This is a genomic window from Stenotrophomonas sp. STEN031, from assembly GCF_056759975.1.
Window position 1 is genome coordinate 1 of record NZ_JBRREA010000082.1, and the last position, 15,977, is coordinate 15,977.

Annotated in this window: 14 protein-coding genes; 4 read left to right on the forward strand and 10 right to left on the reverse strand. The window is 63.7% G+C overall.

Annotated elements, in window-relative coordinates:
* Positions 1 to 198 precede the first annotated feature (198 nt).
* From ACVOLQ_RS20955 to ACVOLQ_RS20985, 7 genes are all read right to left on the reverse strand, one after another.
* Positions 199 to 1,275: an alpha/beta fold hydrolase gene (locus tag ACVOLQ_RS20955; protein WP_481529184.1), complete on the reverse strand. Its 1,077-nt coding sequence runs from the start codon at positions 1,273 to 1,275 to the stop codon at positions 199 to 201.
* A 570-nt stretch (positions 1,276 to 1,845) separates the two neighbouring features.
* Complete coding sequence (locus ACVOLQ_RS20960) at positions 1,846 to 4,698, reverse strand: TonB-dependent receptor (protein ID WP_481529185.1); 2,853 nt, start codon at positions 4,696 to 4,698, stop codon at positions 1,846 to 1,848.
* A gap of 238 nt (positions 4,699 to 4,936) precedes the next feature.
* Positions 4,937 to 6,244, reverse strand: a complete 1,308-nt coding sequence (locus ACVOLQ_RS20965) for an ABC transporter permease (RefSeq protein ID WP_481529186.1) — start codon at positions 6,242 to 6,244, stop codon at positions 4,937 to 4,939.
* Between the two features lie 10 nt (positions 6,245 to 6,254).
* Entirely contained in the window at positions 6,255 to 7,415 is a 1,161-nt protein-coding gene (locus tag ACVOLQ_RS20970) for an ABC transporter permease (protein ID WP_481529187.1), read from the reverse strand.
* 11 nt (positions 7,416 to 7,426) lie between these two features.
* Positions 7,427 to 8,113: an ABC transporter ATP-binding protein gene (locus ACVOLQ_RS20975; RefSeq protein ID WP_313174410.1), complete on the reverse strand. Its 687-nt coding sequence runs from the start codon at positions 8,111 to 8,113 to the stop codon at positions 7,427 to 7,429.
* 244 nt (positions 8,114 to 8,357) lie between these two features.
* Positions 8,358 to 8,591, reverse strand: a complete 234-nt coding sequence (locus ACVOLQ_RS20980; RefSeq protein WP_481529188.1) for a hypothetical protein — start codon at positions 8,589 to 8,591, stop codon at positions 8,358 to 8,360.
* Positions 8,592 to 8,732: 141 nt separating this feature from the next.
* A complete protein-coding gene (locus ACVOLQ_RS20985; RefSeq protein WP_481529189.1) occupies positions 8,733 to 9,983 on the reverse strand; it encodes an efflux RND transporter periplasmic adaptor subunit in 1,251 nt (416 codons plus the stop codon).
* Between the two features lie 211 nt (positions 9,984 to 10,194).
* Here ACVOLQ_RS20985 and ACVOLQ_RS20990 point away from each other — a divergent pair, with 211 nt between their 5' ends.
* From ACVOLQ_RS20990 to ACVOLQ_RS21005, 4 genes are read left to right on the forward strand one after another with little or no spacing between them, the layout of a single operon-like run.
* Positions 10,195 to 11,115, forward strand: a complete 921-nt coding sequence (locus tag ACVOLQ_RS20990) for an ABC transporter ATP-binding protein (protein WP_481529190.1) — start codon at positions 10,195 to 10,197, stop codon at positions 11,113 to 11,115.
* Positions 11,115 to 11,894: an ABC transporter permease gene (locus tag ACVOLQ_RS20995; RefSeq protein WP_481529191.1), complete on the forward strand. Its 780-nt coding sequence runs from the start codon at positions 11,115 to 11,117 to the stop codon at positions 11,892 to 11,894. Before ACVOLQ_RS20990 ends, ACVOLQ_RS20995 begins: the two co-directional genes overlap by 1 nt.
* A 35-nt stretch (positions 11,895 to 11,929) precedes the next feature.
* Entirely contained in the window at positions 11,930 to 13,135 is a 1,206-nt protein-coding gene (locus tag ACVOLQ_RS21000; RefSeq protein ID WP_481529192.1) for a sensor histidine kinase, read from the forward strand.
* Positions 13,132 to 13,734, forward strand: coding sequence for a response regulator transcription factor (locus tag ACVOLQ_RS21005; RefSeq protein WP_313495345.1), 603 nt, complete (start codon positions 13,132 to 13,134; stop codon positions 13,732 to 13,734). Before ACVOLQ_RS21000 ends, ACVOLQ_RS21005 begins: the two co-directional genes overlap by 4 nt.
* A gap of 166 nt (positions 13,735 to 13,900) precedes the next feature.
* Here ACVOLQ_RS21005 and ACVOLQ_RS21010 read toward each other — a convergent pair whose 3' ends face one another.
* From ACVOLQ_RS21010 to ACVOLQ_RS21020, 3 genes are all read right to left on the reverse strand, one after another.
* Entirely contained in the window at positions 13,901 to 14,434 is a 534-nt protein-coding gene (locus tag ACVOLQ_RS21010) for a cytochrome b (protein ID WP_313174420.1), read from the reverse strand.
* Positions 14,431 to 15,540: a catalase family peroxidase gene (locus tag ACVOLQ_RS21015; protein WP_481529193.1), complete on the reverse strand. Its 1,110-nt coding sequence runs from the start codon at positions 15,538 to 15,540 to the stop codon at positions 14,431 to 14,433. The genes ACVOLQ_RS21010 and ACVOLQ_RS21015 overlap by 4 nt, the downstream gene beginning before the upstream one ends.
* Positions 15,541 to 15,653: 113 nt before the next feature.
* On the reverse strand, positions 15,654 to 15,977 hold a 324-nt coding region (locus ACVOLQ_RS21020), incomplete at its 5' end, for a hypothetical protein (RefSeq protein WP_481529194.1).

Sequence of the window (15,977 nt, forward strand, 5' to 3'; positions counted from 1 at the left end):
GCCAAAGCCAAAGCCAAAGCCAAAGCCAAAGCCAAAGCCAAAGCCAAAGCCAAAGCCAAAGCCAAAGCCAAAGCCAAAGCCAAAGCATTGGGGCTCCGCTGGCCTCGCCTGGAAAGCCCCTGCCGAACATGGTTCGGCACTACGGAGTGGCGAGTCCGACGGCTTTGCTCGTGAGACGCCACCAACGCCTTCGGAAACTCAAAGACTCGCTGTTACCGCCGATGCACAGCGGCCATTGTCATCGGCCTGCTCGAACCAGTTATTCACCGTGCCGGATAGACGATCCAGGCGCATCGGCAAAGTCAGGTGGTCTTCGGCTGCGACCTCCAGATACCGTGCGCGTGGCGCTGCAGCAGCCAATGCGCGGCCTTGTGCTACCGGAATGTGCTCATCGTCGCGGCCGTGTATCAACAGCACGCAGGCGGGTACCTGTGCCAAGGCCTGGCCGACGTCGACCTTATCCAGATTGATGCCAAGCTTGCGATCGGTGGTGGCGATGGCCTCATCCAATCCACGGCCGCCGTATTGCCAACGTGCCAGGGGCAGGGCGACATAGTCGCTCCAACGTTCCGGTGGCTTGGCCAGCATATGCGGCACCATCGTGCGGATTGCTTCGCCGGCGTTGTCGAAGGACTCCATCGCCACGACGCTGCGCAACTGAGTGCCGAGCTCACGGGCGGCGAAGATCGCGGTTGCAGCACCGTATGAAACGCCGAGCAGGTGCACCGGGCCGCTGATCTTGCCTTCGCGCTGCAGGGCGTCCAGTGCCGCGACTACATCCTCGCCTTCGCGGGTTCCGTAGCCGGAAAGTGCATGACCCGAACGACCGTGATTGCGCAGATCCAGCGCGATTGTGCGGTAACCCTGTTGCGCCAATTCCAGTGACCAGGGCAGCAATGAACCGCCGTCCATCATCCAGCCGTGCAACAGGATCACCGTGCCGCGTGGCTGGACGTGGTTCTCGATGCTTGGTGCCGATGCTTCCAGCGAGAACTCCGGGAAGCGTTGGCCCTTGCCGAGATAGCGGTAATCCAGCCGGTAGTCGCCTGGCTCGAATGACACCCAATGCAGGGCAACGCCATCGCTGCCAGTAACGTTGCCCTGCTGATGTGGCAGGTTGGCGAGCAGGGCGTCGATGCGTTCGGTGGGGACCAGCGGCGAGGTGCCACCGGGGGCGGCCAAGCGCTCACTGAGTGACAGCGGGGGAACGGGAGATGAGAGGGCAAAGCCAGCCAGCATCACGCAGACGCCAGCCAGCGCCAGCGAACGAAGCATGGCGGGAACCGGTTTGGGGAGCCTGTCACGGTAGCCACAAGGACGCCCTGCATCTACCGCGTGGCGATGACAGCTAGATGACCGTTGTGTGGTGTTTGGGTTGCGGTGAGTTCCGCTCCCGATCAGGTGCCCGATCAAACAGCGAGCGGTGTGACAGACCGGCGCCCTTGTTTGTGGGAGCGGCGTAAGCCGCGAAGCAGATCAGGGGGCCGCATCTTCAGGCACTGTGCTGCCAGGGAAAATGCGCTTGCAGCTGTTTGCAGGAGCGGCGTTAGCCGCGAAGCTGGTAATGCATCTGCGATTGACGGCCTTGCTCTTGCAGCCTTTTGGGTCGTCGGAGCGGTGAAACTGATTGATTGCGGCAGGCCAGCGACGAAGCGGGTGAAGCCACCCTCACCCCAACCCCCGCTACGCGCCCCGGCCCTTCCGCTGGCGAAAGAGCGCTCGAGTGACCGCGAACCTGTGGTTCGCAAACGGCCCCTCTCCCCCCGCGTGCGGGAGAGGGGCTTCAAGCGCAGCGTTGCGGGTGGTCGACAATGTCATCGACACCCGTCGCTGTTGTTACCTGGATCAGAAGCGCTGCTGGTACTTCATGTACATGAAACGACCGATGTCGAAGCCACCGTAGTAGGTGAAGCTGCTGTTCGGCTGGCTGTACATGATCGGGCCTTCGTGCTTGAACACGTTGTTGACGCCCAGCGACACGGTGCCGTTCCACGGCATGGCATAACGCACCTGCAGATCGTGGAAGGTGTTGGAGCCCAGCTTGCGGCTCGGCTGCATGTCGGTGTACGCCGACTGGAAGTCCGGCATGTTGCACTCCGGGCCACCGTCCAGATCGTAGGAACACTTCTCCTTCATGCTGGAGTAGTAACGGGTAGTCCAGCTCGCGCCGAAGTTGCCGTTCTGCCAATCCATCGTCAGGTTGGAGCGCACGCGGAAGTTGCCTTCCCAGCCCGTGAATTCTTCGACCGGGGTGGTCGCGACGTTGTCGCTCTTGCGTGACAGGTAGTCCACGTACGTGGTGTTCCAACGCAGCGACAGCTGGCCGAAGGCCATTTCCGGCAGACGGTAGCGAACACCAAGGTCATAGCCAGCGGTTTCCTGGAAGCCGGCGTTGTTCAACGAACGGTTCATGCCGCTGACCTGGCCCTTGTTGCCGCCGGTGCTGTAGCGGGTGAAGCGGTCGCAGGCGGAGCTGATGCCCTGCACATAGCACTGGTTGAGGATGTCGGTGGCCGATTCACCCACGATCACGTCGTCGATGCGGATCTTCCACCAGTCCAGGCTCAGGTCCAGGCCGCTGACGAAGTCGGGGCTGTAGACCAGACCGACCGTCCAGGTCTTGGCGGTTTCCGGCTTCAGCGTAGCGTTGGAGCCGGAGGTGAAGTCGGTGACGGCCTGTACGCCCGAGGTGGTGGCCAGTTCGCCGTCACCGGTCTTCTGGCGGAAGTCGGCACCCAGGCCAGCAGCGCTGCAGCGTGCAGCTACTTCAGCATTGCGCGCGGCGGCGCCGAACGAGCGATCGCAGGGATCGGTGACGCGGTCACGGGTGGTGACGGTGCCGCCGTACAGGTCGTCCACGGTCGGTGCACGGAAGCCGGTGCCGTAGGTGGCGCGGACCAGCAAGGTGTCGATCGGCTTCCACTTCAGGCCGAACTTGCCGTTGGTGGTGCCACCGAAGTTGTTGTAGTCGGAGTAGCGGCCAGCCACGTCCAGCGACAGTTCACGTGCGAACGGCAGGTCCGCCAGCAGCGGCACCTGCAGCTCCAGGTAAACCTCGTCCAGCTTGTAGTCGCCACGCGTTGGTGCGCCGCTGGTGCCGGCGATTTCGCCGTTCTGCACCATCAGGTCCGGGGTGTAGCTGGCTTCTTCGCTGCGATGTTCAACACCCATCGCCGCCATGATGTCACCGGCCGGCAGGCTTGCCAGCGAGCCGGAGATGTTGGCGCTGACCACCTTGGTGGTGCTGCGGATTTCGTCGGTGAAGCGGGTGAAGATATAGTCGCGCACCGCCTTGTCGCTGAGCGAGCCGGGGCTGTTGCTGCCCGCCGGTGCCAGCGGATTCCACGGCACGCAGCCTTCGATCACGTTGCCGACGCTGCCGCAGCGGGCAACGCCGCTGGCATCGATGAAGGACGGGCCGACGGCCAGGTTGACGTTCGGCTGGTACATGCTCTGCAGGCTGCGGCGCTCGCCTTCATTGCGGTTGAACATGTAGCTCACGTTCCAGTCCCAGAAGTGGGAGCCGGTCTCGAAGCTGCCTTCCAGGCCAAGACTGGCGCGCTTGGTGGTCAGCGCGTTGTTGGTTGCACGCGGATACTCCTCGGTGCGACGCGAGAACAGCACGTCCTTGCCCCAGTGGTTGAATGCGCTGCTGGCCGAGAGCGGAGCGCGCGCGCCGCTGGTTGCCTGCGTGGCCGACACCGAGTACGGGTAACCGGCCAGTTGCTTGATCGATTCGCGCTCGCTATACAGAACGTCGGCGACAACACGCAGATCGTCGGTGATCTGGAAACCACCATTGGCGAAAGCGGACTTGCGCTCCAGCGAGGAGAGCAGGGTCATGTTGGTCTTGGTGTTGGCGTAGGTCGCCGGGTCGGGTTTCTTGAAGTTGGCGACATCCGATGGATCGCCGCCCGGGCCGACGGTGAGGGGCTTGCCGTCGACGGTGACCGAACCCCACTGGGTGTTGCCGTTCAGGCCATCAGTGGGATGGTAGGGGCCGTTGGCATAGGCGGTGAATTCACGGGCGCCGCCCAGGACCGGGTCTTCCTTGCTCTTCTCGGCGCCGACGCTGAACCAGCCGCGCTCGAAGGTCTTGCCGAAGTTGGCGCTGTAGCTGCGCTTCTGACCGTCGCCTTCGCTGTACTGGCCGACATAGGCGCTGGCGTTGCCGCCGTCGAAGTTCTTGCGGGTGATGACGTTGACCACGCCGGCAATGGCGTCCGAGCCGTACAGTGCCGAGGCACCGTCGGTCAGCACTTCAACGCGCTCGACGATGGCCGAGGGAATCGAGCCGACGTCGGAATAGCCACCCGCGCTGACGCCCATGCGACGGCCGTCGATCAACACCAGGGTACGTTCGGGGCCAAGGTTGCGCAGGCTGACGAACATGCCGCCGTAATCACGGCCGGAGGACAAGGCCGAGGCGCGGCTCAGCGACGGTGCGCCGGCAGCGGTGACGTCCTGCAGGATGTCGGCGACGTTGACGTAGCCCTTCTTCTCGATTTCCGCTCGGCTCAGGGCGATGACCGGCTGTGCGGTCTCAACGCTGGCCTGGCGGATGCGCGAACCGGTGATCTCGACGCGGTCCAAAGTGGTGGTGGTCTGGTTTGCGTCCTGTGCGAACGCGGTGAGGCTGCAGCTGCCGAGCAACGCGAGGGTGATCGCGGAGCACAGCGGGGTCGACTTCAAATACATCGCTTTCGGTTTTCCTTTGTACCAACTACAAAAAAGGCGCCCTTGAGGGGCGCCGTGACAGATGCATCACCGTTGGGGGAGGGACGCAGCATCTGCCATCACAGCTCCGCTGGCCGCCGGGACTTGGGCGGGGGCGCATGATGACCGAAACGGATGGATGCGTGAAGGTAGACTTTCTGCCAACCCACCTGCGTGTGGGCAGGTGGGTTGCGTGTTTGGCAGGCTGCGCCTGGTTGAATCAGGTCTCGCGCAATGCGGTGGTGATCGGCAGGCGTGCCGCGCGCAATGCCGGGAACAGCCCGCCTACCAGTCCGATCCCCAATGCCCACTTCAGCCCACTCCACAACAGTGGCGGCGAGACCTTGAACTGGAACACCACCTGGCTGAAGTTGTTGCCCAAGGTGGAGACGGTGAAGTTGTTGAACGCCAGCCAGGCCACCACACCGCCGAGCACGCCACCGAGCAACGCGAGCAACATGGTTTCCAGCATCACCGCGGTCACCACCGGCACGCCACGGAAACCAATCGCACGCAAGGTCGCGATCTCGCGTGCACGCGTGGCCACGGCCGCATACATGGTGTTGAGCGCACCGAACACCGCGCCCACCGCCATGATTGCGCCGATCACCGTGCCCAGCACCTTGAGCAGTTTGTTCAGCCCGCCGCCCTGCTTGCGGTAATACTCGGCGGTGCTTTCCACGTCCAGCTTCAGCCGTGGGTTGCTTTCCACTGCGGCCTTGAAGGTCTCGAAGCCCTGCTTGCCGTCGGTGCGCACGCTGATCGATTGCCAGGCGCTACGGTTGTAGGTGGTGGCCAGGGTCTGCGCGTCGGTCCAAAGTTCCGAATCGTGGGCGTCGCCGGATTCGAAGATGCCGACCACGGTCCAATCCTGGTTACCCAGGCGCAGGGTCTTGCCGACCTCCAGGCCCTGGAACTGCTTCTGCGCGCCGCGTCCGGCCACGATCTCGCGCAGGCCGGCGCCGAACTTGCGGCCTTCGACCAGGCGCACTTTCTCGTGCACCGCCCAGGCCTGCTCGCCGACACCGCGGAACTGTGCGTTCACATCGGTGCCATCGCTGCGCGAGGTGAGGTTGACCACCTGCGAGGCTTCGGCGGAAACCAGCGGCCGTCCATTTTCGCCGCGCGTCACGCCGGGCAGGGTTTCCAGCAGCGGCACCTGGTCGCGGGTGATCACCGAGTTGGTCTCCGCCTGCGAACCGCCGCGCAGCACGATCGCGGTGCTGTCATCGCCGGTGTTCTCCAGCGTGGCCTGGAAGCCCTGGCCCATCGCCAGCATCGCCACCAGCACACCGACCACACCGGCAATACCGATCACGATCACCGAAGATGCGCCCCAGCGTTGCGGCAGGCTGGCCAGCCCGATGCGGGTTGCGGCAAGCGCCAGCCGGCCGGTGCGGGTGAGCAGCAGCCACAGCGCGACCGCCACCGCGACCACGGCGACGCCGATCCACGGCAGCGCAATCCATACGCCCAGGCCGACGATGAGCAGCACGATCACCAGCGCATTCGAAAGAAAATTCTTCATGTCGTTCTCCTCAGCGCCCGGCCAGTGCGTCGACGATCTTCAGGCGCTTGGCCCGCAGTGCCGGCAACACGCCCACCACCAGGCCGATCACCACGATCAGCACCAGCCCCACGATCCAGGTCTGCGCCGGCACATGCGGCGGCAGCAGGCCCATGGTCTGTGGCGCCATTACCGGCAATGCCAGCGCCGCCAACCCCAGCCCGATGGCGCCGCCCAGGCCGACCAGCACGATGGATTCCACCATCACCAGCATCAGCATGGTGCCATCGGTGAAGCCCAGCGTTTTCAGCGTGGCCAGCTCCGGCACGCGCTCGCGCACGGCCTGGGCCATGGTGTTGCCGGTGAGCAGCAGCAGGGTGAAGAACACCGCGCCCATGATCGAGGTGACGATCATGCCGATGTCGGCGAACTGCTTGATGAAGGCTTGTTGGAAGGCCGACTCGGTCTGGCTCTTGGTCTCGTGGTCGGAGTTGGCCGAGATCGCGTCGATGGCCTGGGCCACGCGCGAGGCATGGTCAGTGTTGTCCAGGCGCACGGTGTACCAGCTGACCTGGTTCTTGATGTAGTCGTTGGACTCGTCGAAGTACTTCCAGTTCATCATCAGCTGGCGTTCTTCGTTGGCGGCGGTGGCGGTGTTCTTGGATTTGAATATGCCGACCAGCTGCAGCGGCCAATCGTTGCTGCCACCGCGCGGGAAGATGGTGGCCTGCAGCGGGATGGTGTCGCCGATCTTCCAGCCGAACTGCTTGGCCAGCGATTCGCCGACGATGGCGCCAGTGCGCGTGTTGCGGAAGGCATCGACCTGGTCCTTGGGGATCTCGAACTCGGTCATCAGATCGAAGTAGTTGGGCGCCACCGAGAAGTTGGGGAAGAAATTCTTCTGGTCCTGGTAGATGCCGCCGAACCACATGGCATAGGTGACATCCTGGACGCCTTCGATCTGGCGGATCTGCGGTTCCAGGCGGATCGGCAGCGACTGGGTGATGGACAGGCGCGAGGCCACCACCAGCCGGTTGGCGCCGGCCACCGTATTGCCGCCGCTGGCAAAGGCGACACGCACCGAATCGAGCATGCCGAACAGCAGGAAGGCGGTGACGATGGACAGCAGGGTGAACAGCGTGCGCGTGCGGCTGCGGAACAGCTGCGCCCATATCAGTGAGAAGTACTTCATGGCCGTGCTCCTCAGTGCACCGGGGCGTCGACCAGCTCGCCCTTGTCCAGATGCACGGTGTGGGTGGCGTACTCGGCCGCCTTGGGATCGTGGGTGACCATGATGATGGTCTTGCCGTGTTCGCGGTTGAGCAGCTGCAGCAGGCCCAGCACTTCTTCCGCGCTCTGGCGGTCGAGGTCGCCGGTGGGCTCATCGCAAATCAGGAAGGTCGGGTCGGAGACGATGGCGCGGGCAATCGCCACGCGTTGCTGCTGGCCACCGGAGAGCTCGTTGGGGCGGTGGTCGCGGCGATCGGCCAGGCCAACCAGGGTCAGCGCGATCTGCGCGCGGCGCTTGCGCTCGCCGGCATTGAGGTTGGTCAGCAGCAGCGGCAGTTCGACGTTCTTCTGCGCGGTGAGCATGGGCATCAGGTTGTAGAACTGGAACACGAAGCCAACGTGATGGCTGCGCCAGGTAGACAGCTGGCCGGCGCTGAGCTGGTCGATGCGTTGGTCTTCGATGTTGATCTCGCCACCGCTGGGCGTGTCCAGGCCGCCGATCAGGTTGAGCAGGGTGGTCTTGCCGGAGCCGGACGGACCCATCAGGGCGACGAAGTCACCGCGATCGATATCCAGGTTGATGCCGTGCAGTACCTGCACTTTTTCCGGGCCACGCTGATAGGTCTTGGTGATGTTGCGCAGGGAGACGAGGGTGCTCATGGATGATCCTCAGCAGTGACGCGGTGATGTTTGAAGTTGGATGTTGAAAGTTTGATTTCGGACGCGAGTTTGCTTCGCTTTGCTTCTGGTCCCCTCCCTTTGCCGAAGGCAAGGGGAGGGCTAGGGAGGGGTGCTTTTGGCTTTTGGCTTTCGGCTTCGGCTTGAGCTTGAGCTAATGCCTTTGCTGCGATACTGGCACCGGCTGTTGCTGTTGCTGTTGCTGTTGCTGTTGCTGTGGCTTTTGCTACTGCTGTTGCTGTTGCTGTTGCTGTTGCTGTTGCCCCTGCTTTTGCTTTTGCATTCCCCTCTCCCGCTTGCGGGAGAGGGGTAGGGGTGAGGGCAGCTTTTTACTTTGCTTCAGGGCTCGGCTGCGGTTTTGCTTTATGTGGCTTTTCAAACCAAAGCCAAAGCCAAAGCCAAAGCCAAAGCCCCCCTCCCCAACCCGCCCGGCCCTCAGGCGCAGCCTTCGGTCGTTCATCAGGCCGCACGCCAGTGGCGTGCAAGCGTCTTTCTTCACCCCCTGCGCTTTGCGCAAGGGAGGGGGTGGAAGCAACAGCAAACAGCTACTTCAATGCATCAGGTGATTCGCGCCAACGCAATAAAGATCACAAGCTTGTGCTTACTTCTCCGCGCCTTCCAGCGTCACTTTGTCACCATCCTTCAATTCTGCAGCGGGATTGAGCACCACGGTCTGTCCGGCACTCAATCCAGACAACACCTGCTTGTCCTTGGCCAATACCTGGCCCACCTGCAGCGATTGCTGCTTCACCTTGTCATCGGCCTGCACGACAAAAGCGACCGGCTTGCCGTCACGTTCGACAATCGCAGCAGCGGGTACGCGCACGCCCTTCAGTGCTTCGGTACCAGCGGCTGCGGCCTTCTCCAGGAAGCTCACGCGCACACCCATCTCCGGCACGATGCGCGGGTCCTTGGCTTCCAGTGCCACGCGGACCTTTACCGTGGCCTTGCCACGGTCAGCGGTGGGAATGATGGCGATCACGTGGCCGGGAATCTTCCAGTCCGGATAAGCATTGAGAACGATCTCTACCGGCATCTTCGGCTGCACGCGGCCGATGAAGGCTTCGCCCACTTCCACTTCCACTTCCAGCGAGTCCATGTCGACGATGGTGCCGATGCCGGTACGGGTGAAACCACCACCGGCCGACAGTGGCGACACGATTTCGCCGGGCTGCGCGGCCTTGGCCGTCACCACGCCGGAGAACGGTGCGCGGACCACGTTGTTGTCCACGCCCAGATCGGCAATGGCCAGCGCGTCCAGTGCCACCTTGGCGTTGTGACGTGCGGTCTGCAATTGCGCACGCAGGCTGTCACGTGCAGCGACGGCCTGGTCGTACTGCGAGCGTGAGACCAGCTGCTGGCCAACCAGCGACTGCAGGCGGCCTGCTTCGGCTTCGGCCTGGCGCAGCTGTGCCTGCAGGCCCTCGGTCTGGCTGCGGGCGGCATCGAGCTGGGCGGCATTGAGGCTGCGCTGGGCGTTGGCGTCGATCGGGTCGAGCGTGGCCATCACCTGGCCTTCTTCGACACGCATGCCTTCCTCGATCATCACCTCGCGCACCTTGCCGGTTATTTTCGCCGATACCGTCGCCATGCGCCGGGCCACCACGTAGCCGCTGGCGTCCAGCACCGAGTTGTTACCGGCACCGGCCTGGCTCATTGCCACTACCGGCGCGGTCTGCACGGTCATGGGCTTTTTGCCGCCGAGCAGGGCGCCAACGCCAAGTACCAGCAGCAGGGCCAGCACCAGGCCGATCACAATCCACAACCAGCGTCGCGATGGCGAAGGGCCGCCGGGTGGCGGGGCGGAGCGGTCGATGCGGAGTTCCTTCAGCAGTTCAGCAGATGCATTCATGGGTAGCAGGACGGCGTGGGAGGGGAAATGTGACCGCAACTTACCGCAAACCGCCGCGGCCGGCAGCGGTGGACCGTAGTGGGCGAATCATAATGGCCGCTGTACCCGCTGCGCAGGTGACGGCTGTCATGTGCTTTGCCTGATCGGATTCACTGGGGAGGCAGACATTGGCGACCTAAGGTTGCGGCATTCCCTGAAGAAGGTGGCGGCGATGACGGCACACGGTGAAGTACTGGCAAGCCTGCAGGGCGTGCACAAGCGTTACGGTGCGGTGCGGGCGCTGGATGGCGTTGACCTGGAACTGCGGGCGGGACAGGTCCTAGCGCTGCTTGGCCCCAATGGTGCAGGCAAGACCACCGCCATCAGCCTGCTGCTGGGCCTGCTGCGGGCCGATGCCGGGCAGGTGCAGTTGTTCGGCCATGATCCGCAACAGCTGGCGGCGCGGCGTGGCATCGGGGTGATGCTGCAGAGCGCAGCGTTGCCCGAGACCTTGAACGTGGGCGAGCTGATCCAGTTGTCGGCCAGCTACTATCCAGCCCCCCGCGGCCTTGCGGATGTTGCCGCGCTGGCCGGCATCGAGGATATGCTGAAGTGCCGCTACGGCAAGCTGTCCGGTGGCCAGCAGCGGCGCGTACAGTTCGCCCTGGCCGTGTGTGGGCGGCCACGGCTGCTGTTCCTGGACGAACCGACGGTTGGCCTGGACCTGCCGGCCCGCCAGCAGCTGTGGGCGACGGTACGGGCCTTGGTCGCCGAAGGCACCGCGGTGGTCCTGACCACCCATTACCTGGAGGAAGCCGAGCGCCTGGCCGATCGCGTCTGCGTGCTGCTGCGCGGACGTATCGTCAGCGATGGCAGCGTGGATGCGCTGCGTGCACGGGTCATCCATCGCAGCATCCGTTGTGTCAGCACCTTGGATGCGGCGGTGCTGGCGTCCTGGCCGGGAGTGGTGCAGATCAGCCGGGACGGCGATTACCTGCAGTTGCGCAGCGACCGCGTCGAAAGCGTGGTGCGCCAATTGCTGCAGGCAGACCCCGCGCTGTCCGGCTTGGAGGTTCAGCCAGCAGGGCTGGGCGAGGCCTTCACTGATCTGACGCTCTCGGATGCTGCACAGACACAACGCGAGGCTGCCTGATGAATACCCCATACCAATCCATGCTGCCTGCGATGTCGTCCCGCCAGATGCTCGGTGCCTATCTGCAGGAGACCCGTGCCGAGTGTCTGCGCTACCTGCGCTATCCGGGTTTCGTGCTGCCGACGCTGCTGTTCCCGGCGGTCTTTTACCTGCTGTTTGCGGTGCTGCTCGGCCACACCCAGCCGGCCGAAGCGGCCCGCTTCCTGCTGGGCAGCTATGTCACCTTCGGGGTAATGGCACCGGGCCTGTTCGGCTTTGGCATCGCGCTGGCGTTGGAGCGTGACAACGGCCTGCTCACCTTCAAGCGCGCCATGCCGATGCCGCCGCTGGCCTATCTGCTCGGCAAGATGATGATGGCAATGCTGACTGCGCTGGCCATCGTGGTGATCCTGCAGTTGTTGGCCATCACTGTGGCCGGGGTGCAGCTCAATGCCTCGCAGATGCTGCGGCTGACCGCGGTTGCAGCGCTGGGCACCTTGCCGTTCTGCGCACTGGGCCTGCTGCTGGGCACGTTGGCCAAGGGCAATGGTGCGGCGGCGGTGATCAACCTGGTCTACCTGCCGATGGCGGTGTTGTCGGGGCTGTGGTTTCCGTTGAAGGTGTTGCCGCCGCTGCTGCGTGCGCTGGCGGTGATCTGGCCCAGTCATCATCTGAACATGTTGGCGCAGGGCGCGTTGGACTTCGATGTGGGCAGTGCCTGGCCGCACGTGCTGTGGCTGCTCGTATTCACGGTGGCCATCACGGCGGTGGCGGGTTGGCGTCTGCGCCGCCACGGCTGATGGCATCATTGCCGCATTGCACAGGATGAACGCCGATGGGATTGCAGCGCCCTGAGTGGTTCAAGCCGGCACCGGATTCGGTGGTGGCCGACAACATCAAGCTCGGCAAATGGCCGTGGGTGGATGCCGTGCATCTGCTGTGGACGGTCTGGGTATTCATCACGCCGATGTTTGGTGCGGGCTATACGCTGCGCTGGGCGCTGATCACGCTATGGTCGTTCCCGCTGTTCATCGTGTTCTACCGGTTGACGCTGACAAGCGCGCGGCGGCACGCGCCGATCTTCGCGTTGGCAATGATCGTGCTGTCGATGGCGCTGCTGCCGATCTATCCGTCCGGCATGAATTACTTCGTGTTCGGCTGCGTGATGCTGCGGACCAACCGTTGCATCAGCATACGCCAGTACCTTCTGGAACTGGCACTGCTGAACATTGCCTTCGTCGCGTTGGCAACGTGGATAGGTTACCCGTGGCAGGTGGTTGCCTGGATTCCAGCGCTGACGGTGATCATCGGCCTGATCGTCAATGTCGAGCGGACGAGCAGTGAGAAGGATGCCGCTTTGCGACTCTCCCACGAAGAAGTTCGGCGTCTGGCGGCGACCGCGGAGCGCGAGCGCATCGGTCGCGACCTGCATGACCTGCTCGGGCATACGCTGTCGTTGATCACCTTGAAGATGGAGTTGTCGCGCAAACTGTTAGAGCGCGACCCGCAACGGTCCCAGCGCGAGCTGGCCGAAGCCGAGCAGATCGCGCGCGATGCACTTGCCCAGGTACGCAGTGCAGTCACCGGCTTCCGCGCAGCGGACCTGGCGGCTGAGCTGGCGTCTGCACACCTGCTGCTGGAGTCCTCGCGCGTGCACCTGCGCTATTCTCCGCCGCCCGCGATGCCTGCGTGGATCGAGGCTGGCTTGTCGATGGTGTTGCGAGAGGCCGCGACCAATATCGCTCGCCATGCCCAGGCCAATGAGGCGCTGGTCAGCATCGAGGTTTCGCCGGAGGCAGTGCTGATGGAGGTGGTGGACGATGGTCGCGGTGGTGTTTCAGCCAATGGCAATGGGCTGGCGGGAATGCGCGAGCGTGTGTCTGCCTTGGGGGGTGAACTGCAGATTGACTCACCCAAAGGGCAGGGCACGCGGTTGAAGGTTCGCATTCCGGTACAGGCACAACGGATGGCATACGAACCAGTGGCCAGCACCCGACAGCGCGATTCGACTGATCTGCCGGCGCAGGAGGCAGGCGCATGATCCGCATCCTGTTGGCCGAGGATCAGGCGATGGTGCGCGGAGCGCTTTCAGCGTTGCTCAATCTTGAATCCGACATTGAAGTGATCGGTACTGCTGCCGACGGTGAAGTTGCCTGGCGTGAATTGCAGCGGCTGAAACCGGACATCCTGGTTACCGATATTGAAATGCCACTGCTGACCGGGTTGGAACTGGCGCAACGCGTGCAACGACAACAATTGCCGATCAAGGTGGTGATAGTGACCACCTTTGCGCGCAGTGGCTTCCTGCGCCGGGCCCTGGATGCGGGAGTGCAGGGTTATCTGCTGAAAGATGCGCCGGCCGAGAAATTGGCTGATGCGCTGCGCCAGGTGCATCGCGGTGGGCGCGCGATAGATCCGCAATTGGCAGTGGAAGCCTGGTCCGAGGCCGACCCGTTGAATGATCGCGAACGGCAGGTGCTACGACTTGCCGGAGAAGGCCGCTCGGCCAATGAGATCGCCGAGCAATTGGGGCTGTCGCATGGCACCGTGCGCAACTATCTGTCCGAATGTATAGGAAAGCTTGGCGTTGCAAATCGCATTGAGGCGCACCGCGTGGCGCGCCAGAAAGGCTGGTTGTAGCTCCCTCCCTTGAGCCGAAGGCGTAGGGGGGGCGGGGGAGGGGTAGCGTTTGAGGCTTCTCAAGCACTGTCAGCTTCGCGGCTCACGCCGCTCCTACAGGCAAGTCAGCATCGCTGGTGATGCCCCTTGCCGAGCATGGCTCGGCACTACCGTCGCTACTGCGTTGCTACTTTCCTCGCGCCATCGCCTGGAAAACACCATCGCGGCGCACCCAGGCATGGAACAAGGCTGCGCCCACATGCACCAGCACCGTGGCAAACAGCAGGTAGGCCAGCAAGCTGTGGGCATTGCGCAGCAGTGCGTACAGCGATGGCGTATGCGGCACGATGGCCGGCAGCTGCACGCCGCCCCACAGCACGATGGGATAGCCGCCCGCCGACAACATCGCCCAGCCGATCAGCGGCATCGCCAGCATCAATGCATACAACAGCCAATGCGAGGCGGTGGCAGCCCAGGCCTGCCACGCCGGCAGGTCAGCAGGCAGCGGCGGTGGCCGGTGGCGCAGACGGTTGTACAGACGCAGCAGGACCAGTACGAAGATCAGCACGCCGAGTGGTCGGTGCAGGTTGATCAACCCCGGCCGCAGGTGCACCGAGGCGACCATGGTCACGCCGATGAACAGCATCGCCAGGATCAGCAGCGCCATGCTCCAGTGCAGAACGCGTGCCAGCAGGTTGAAGTGGCCGTTGCTGCTGCTCATGGCTGCACCTGTGCGTTGTCGCGTGCGGCTTCGCCGGTGGCGCGCTCGCGCTCGCGACGATTGAAGGATTGCGAATACACTGCTGAGCGGGCCGCGAGGATGGGATCGTCGCTGCCTTCGATGCCTGTGGGCAGGATCAGCGGATCAAAGTTGAGGTCATTGCAGCCGCCTTGTTCCTGCGGCTGCATCTGCTCGATGTTGAGCACGCCGGCGACTATCTGTTCGCGTTCAGCCGGCCATGGCACGGACGGGTCGTTGATCGCGTCCTGCGAGCTGGCCAGGGTCACCACCAGGTTCCAGCGTACCGGGCCCTGCGCCAGCCGCTGCTGCAGATCCTGGCTGAGGAAATCCACGCCGGCCTGTTCCCGGCTTGCAGCATCCAGTTCACGCGGCGTGGCCTGTGGCTGCCAGCGCCAACGCACGGCACGGCGTTGCCCCTGTGCGTTGGTGAACCAGAAGCTGTTGACGCTGTTGAACTCGGTGCTGGCCCAGCTGTCGGTCCACGGCGCGGTCTTGGCCCATTGGGTGAAGGCACGGGCGCTGGGGTATTTTTCCTGGATCGCGGCCAGCTTGGCCGGGTCCGGCTTGCCGGTGGCCGGGTCGGGAATCTGCGCGCGGGTCTGCTCGTAGAAGGCTTCCGGTGTGGCAACGGCGAGGAACGGGAAGCTGTTCATTGCCATGCGCCATTGCTGGCCGTCATCGCTGCTCAGCTGCAAGGCGATGCTGCGCACGCGCGCGTTGTTGTCGGCGCCATGCGGGTTGCCACCGCCTATCGACAGGCGGCCGAGTACCGGTACACGCGATTGTTCAAACATGCGTGCGTGTGACAGCTGTCGTGCCTGTGCGCTGGGCTCGAACCAGCCGCTTACGCAGACGCCCTTGCTGTGGGCGCGACGAAAGCCGGGGTGGTTGGCGCCGGTGGCTTCGATGGCATCGGTGAAGTTCTGGGCGGTGAGTCGATCACGACCAATCCAGCCGGCGAGCCAGGCAAAGCCGAGTGCGACTGCACCGAGGATCAGTGCGATCAAGGCGATCCAGGGCAGGGGAGAGTGCGGCTGGCTGCCGCGCGCTTGCCCGCCATGGCGGGTGAATTTGAATAGGGGCATTGCGATACCAGTCTTGACCGACGGGAGCGTGGTGCCGCTATACGGTGGCAGAACTGGCTGCTGAGGGCCAGCGTTGCGCTTTGCTCTCTTCCTTGCGCGTAGCGCAACGGCTTTCAGCTCCCTCCCTTGCACGCAGTGCAACGGCTTTCAGCTCCCTCCCTTGCACGCAGTGCAGCGGCTTTCAGCCCCCTCCCTTGCGCGTAGCGCAGGGGAGGGTTGGGGAGGGGTGAGCTTTTGCGCTTTTGATGTTGCTTTGGCTGCTGGCTTTTCTCGCTTGGATCGCGGCGTGCATGCAGATCAAAATCAAAATCTGAAGCCAAGGCCAAGGCCAAAGCCAAGCCAAAGCCCAGCCCAAGCAAAACCCAACCAAACGCCCACCCAAAGCCCAGACCCTCCCCAGCCAAACCCAAACCACCCCCAACCCCAACCCAAACCCC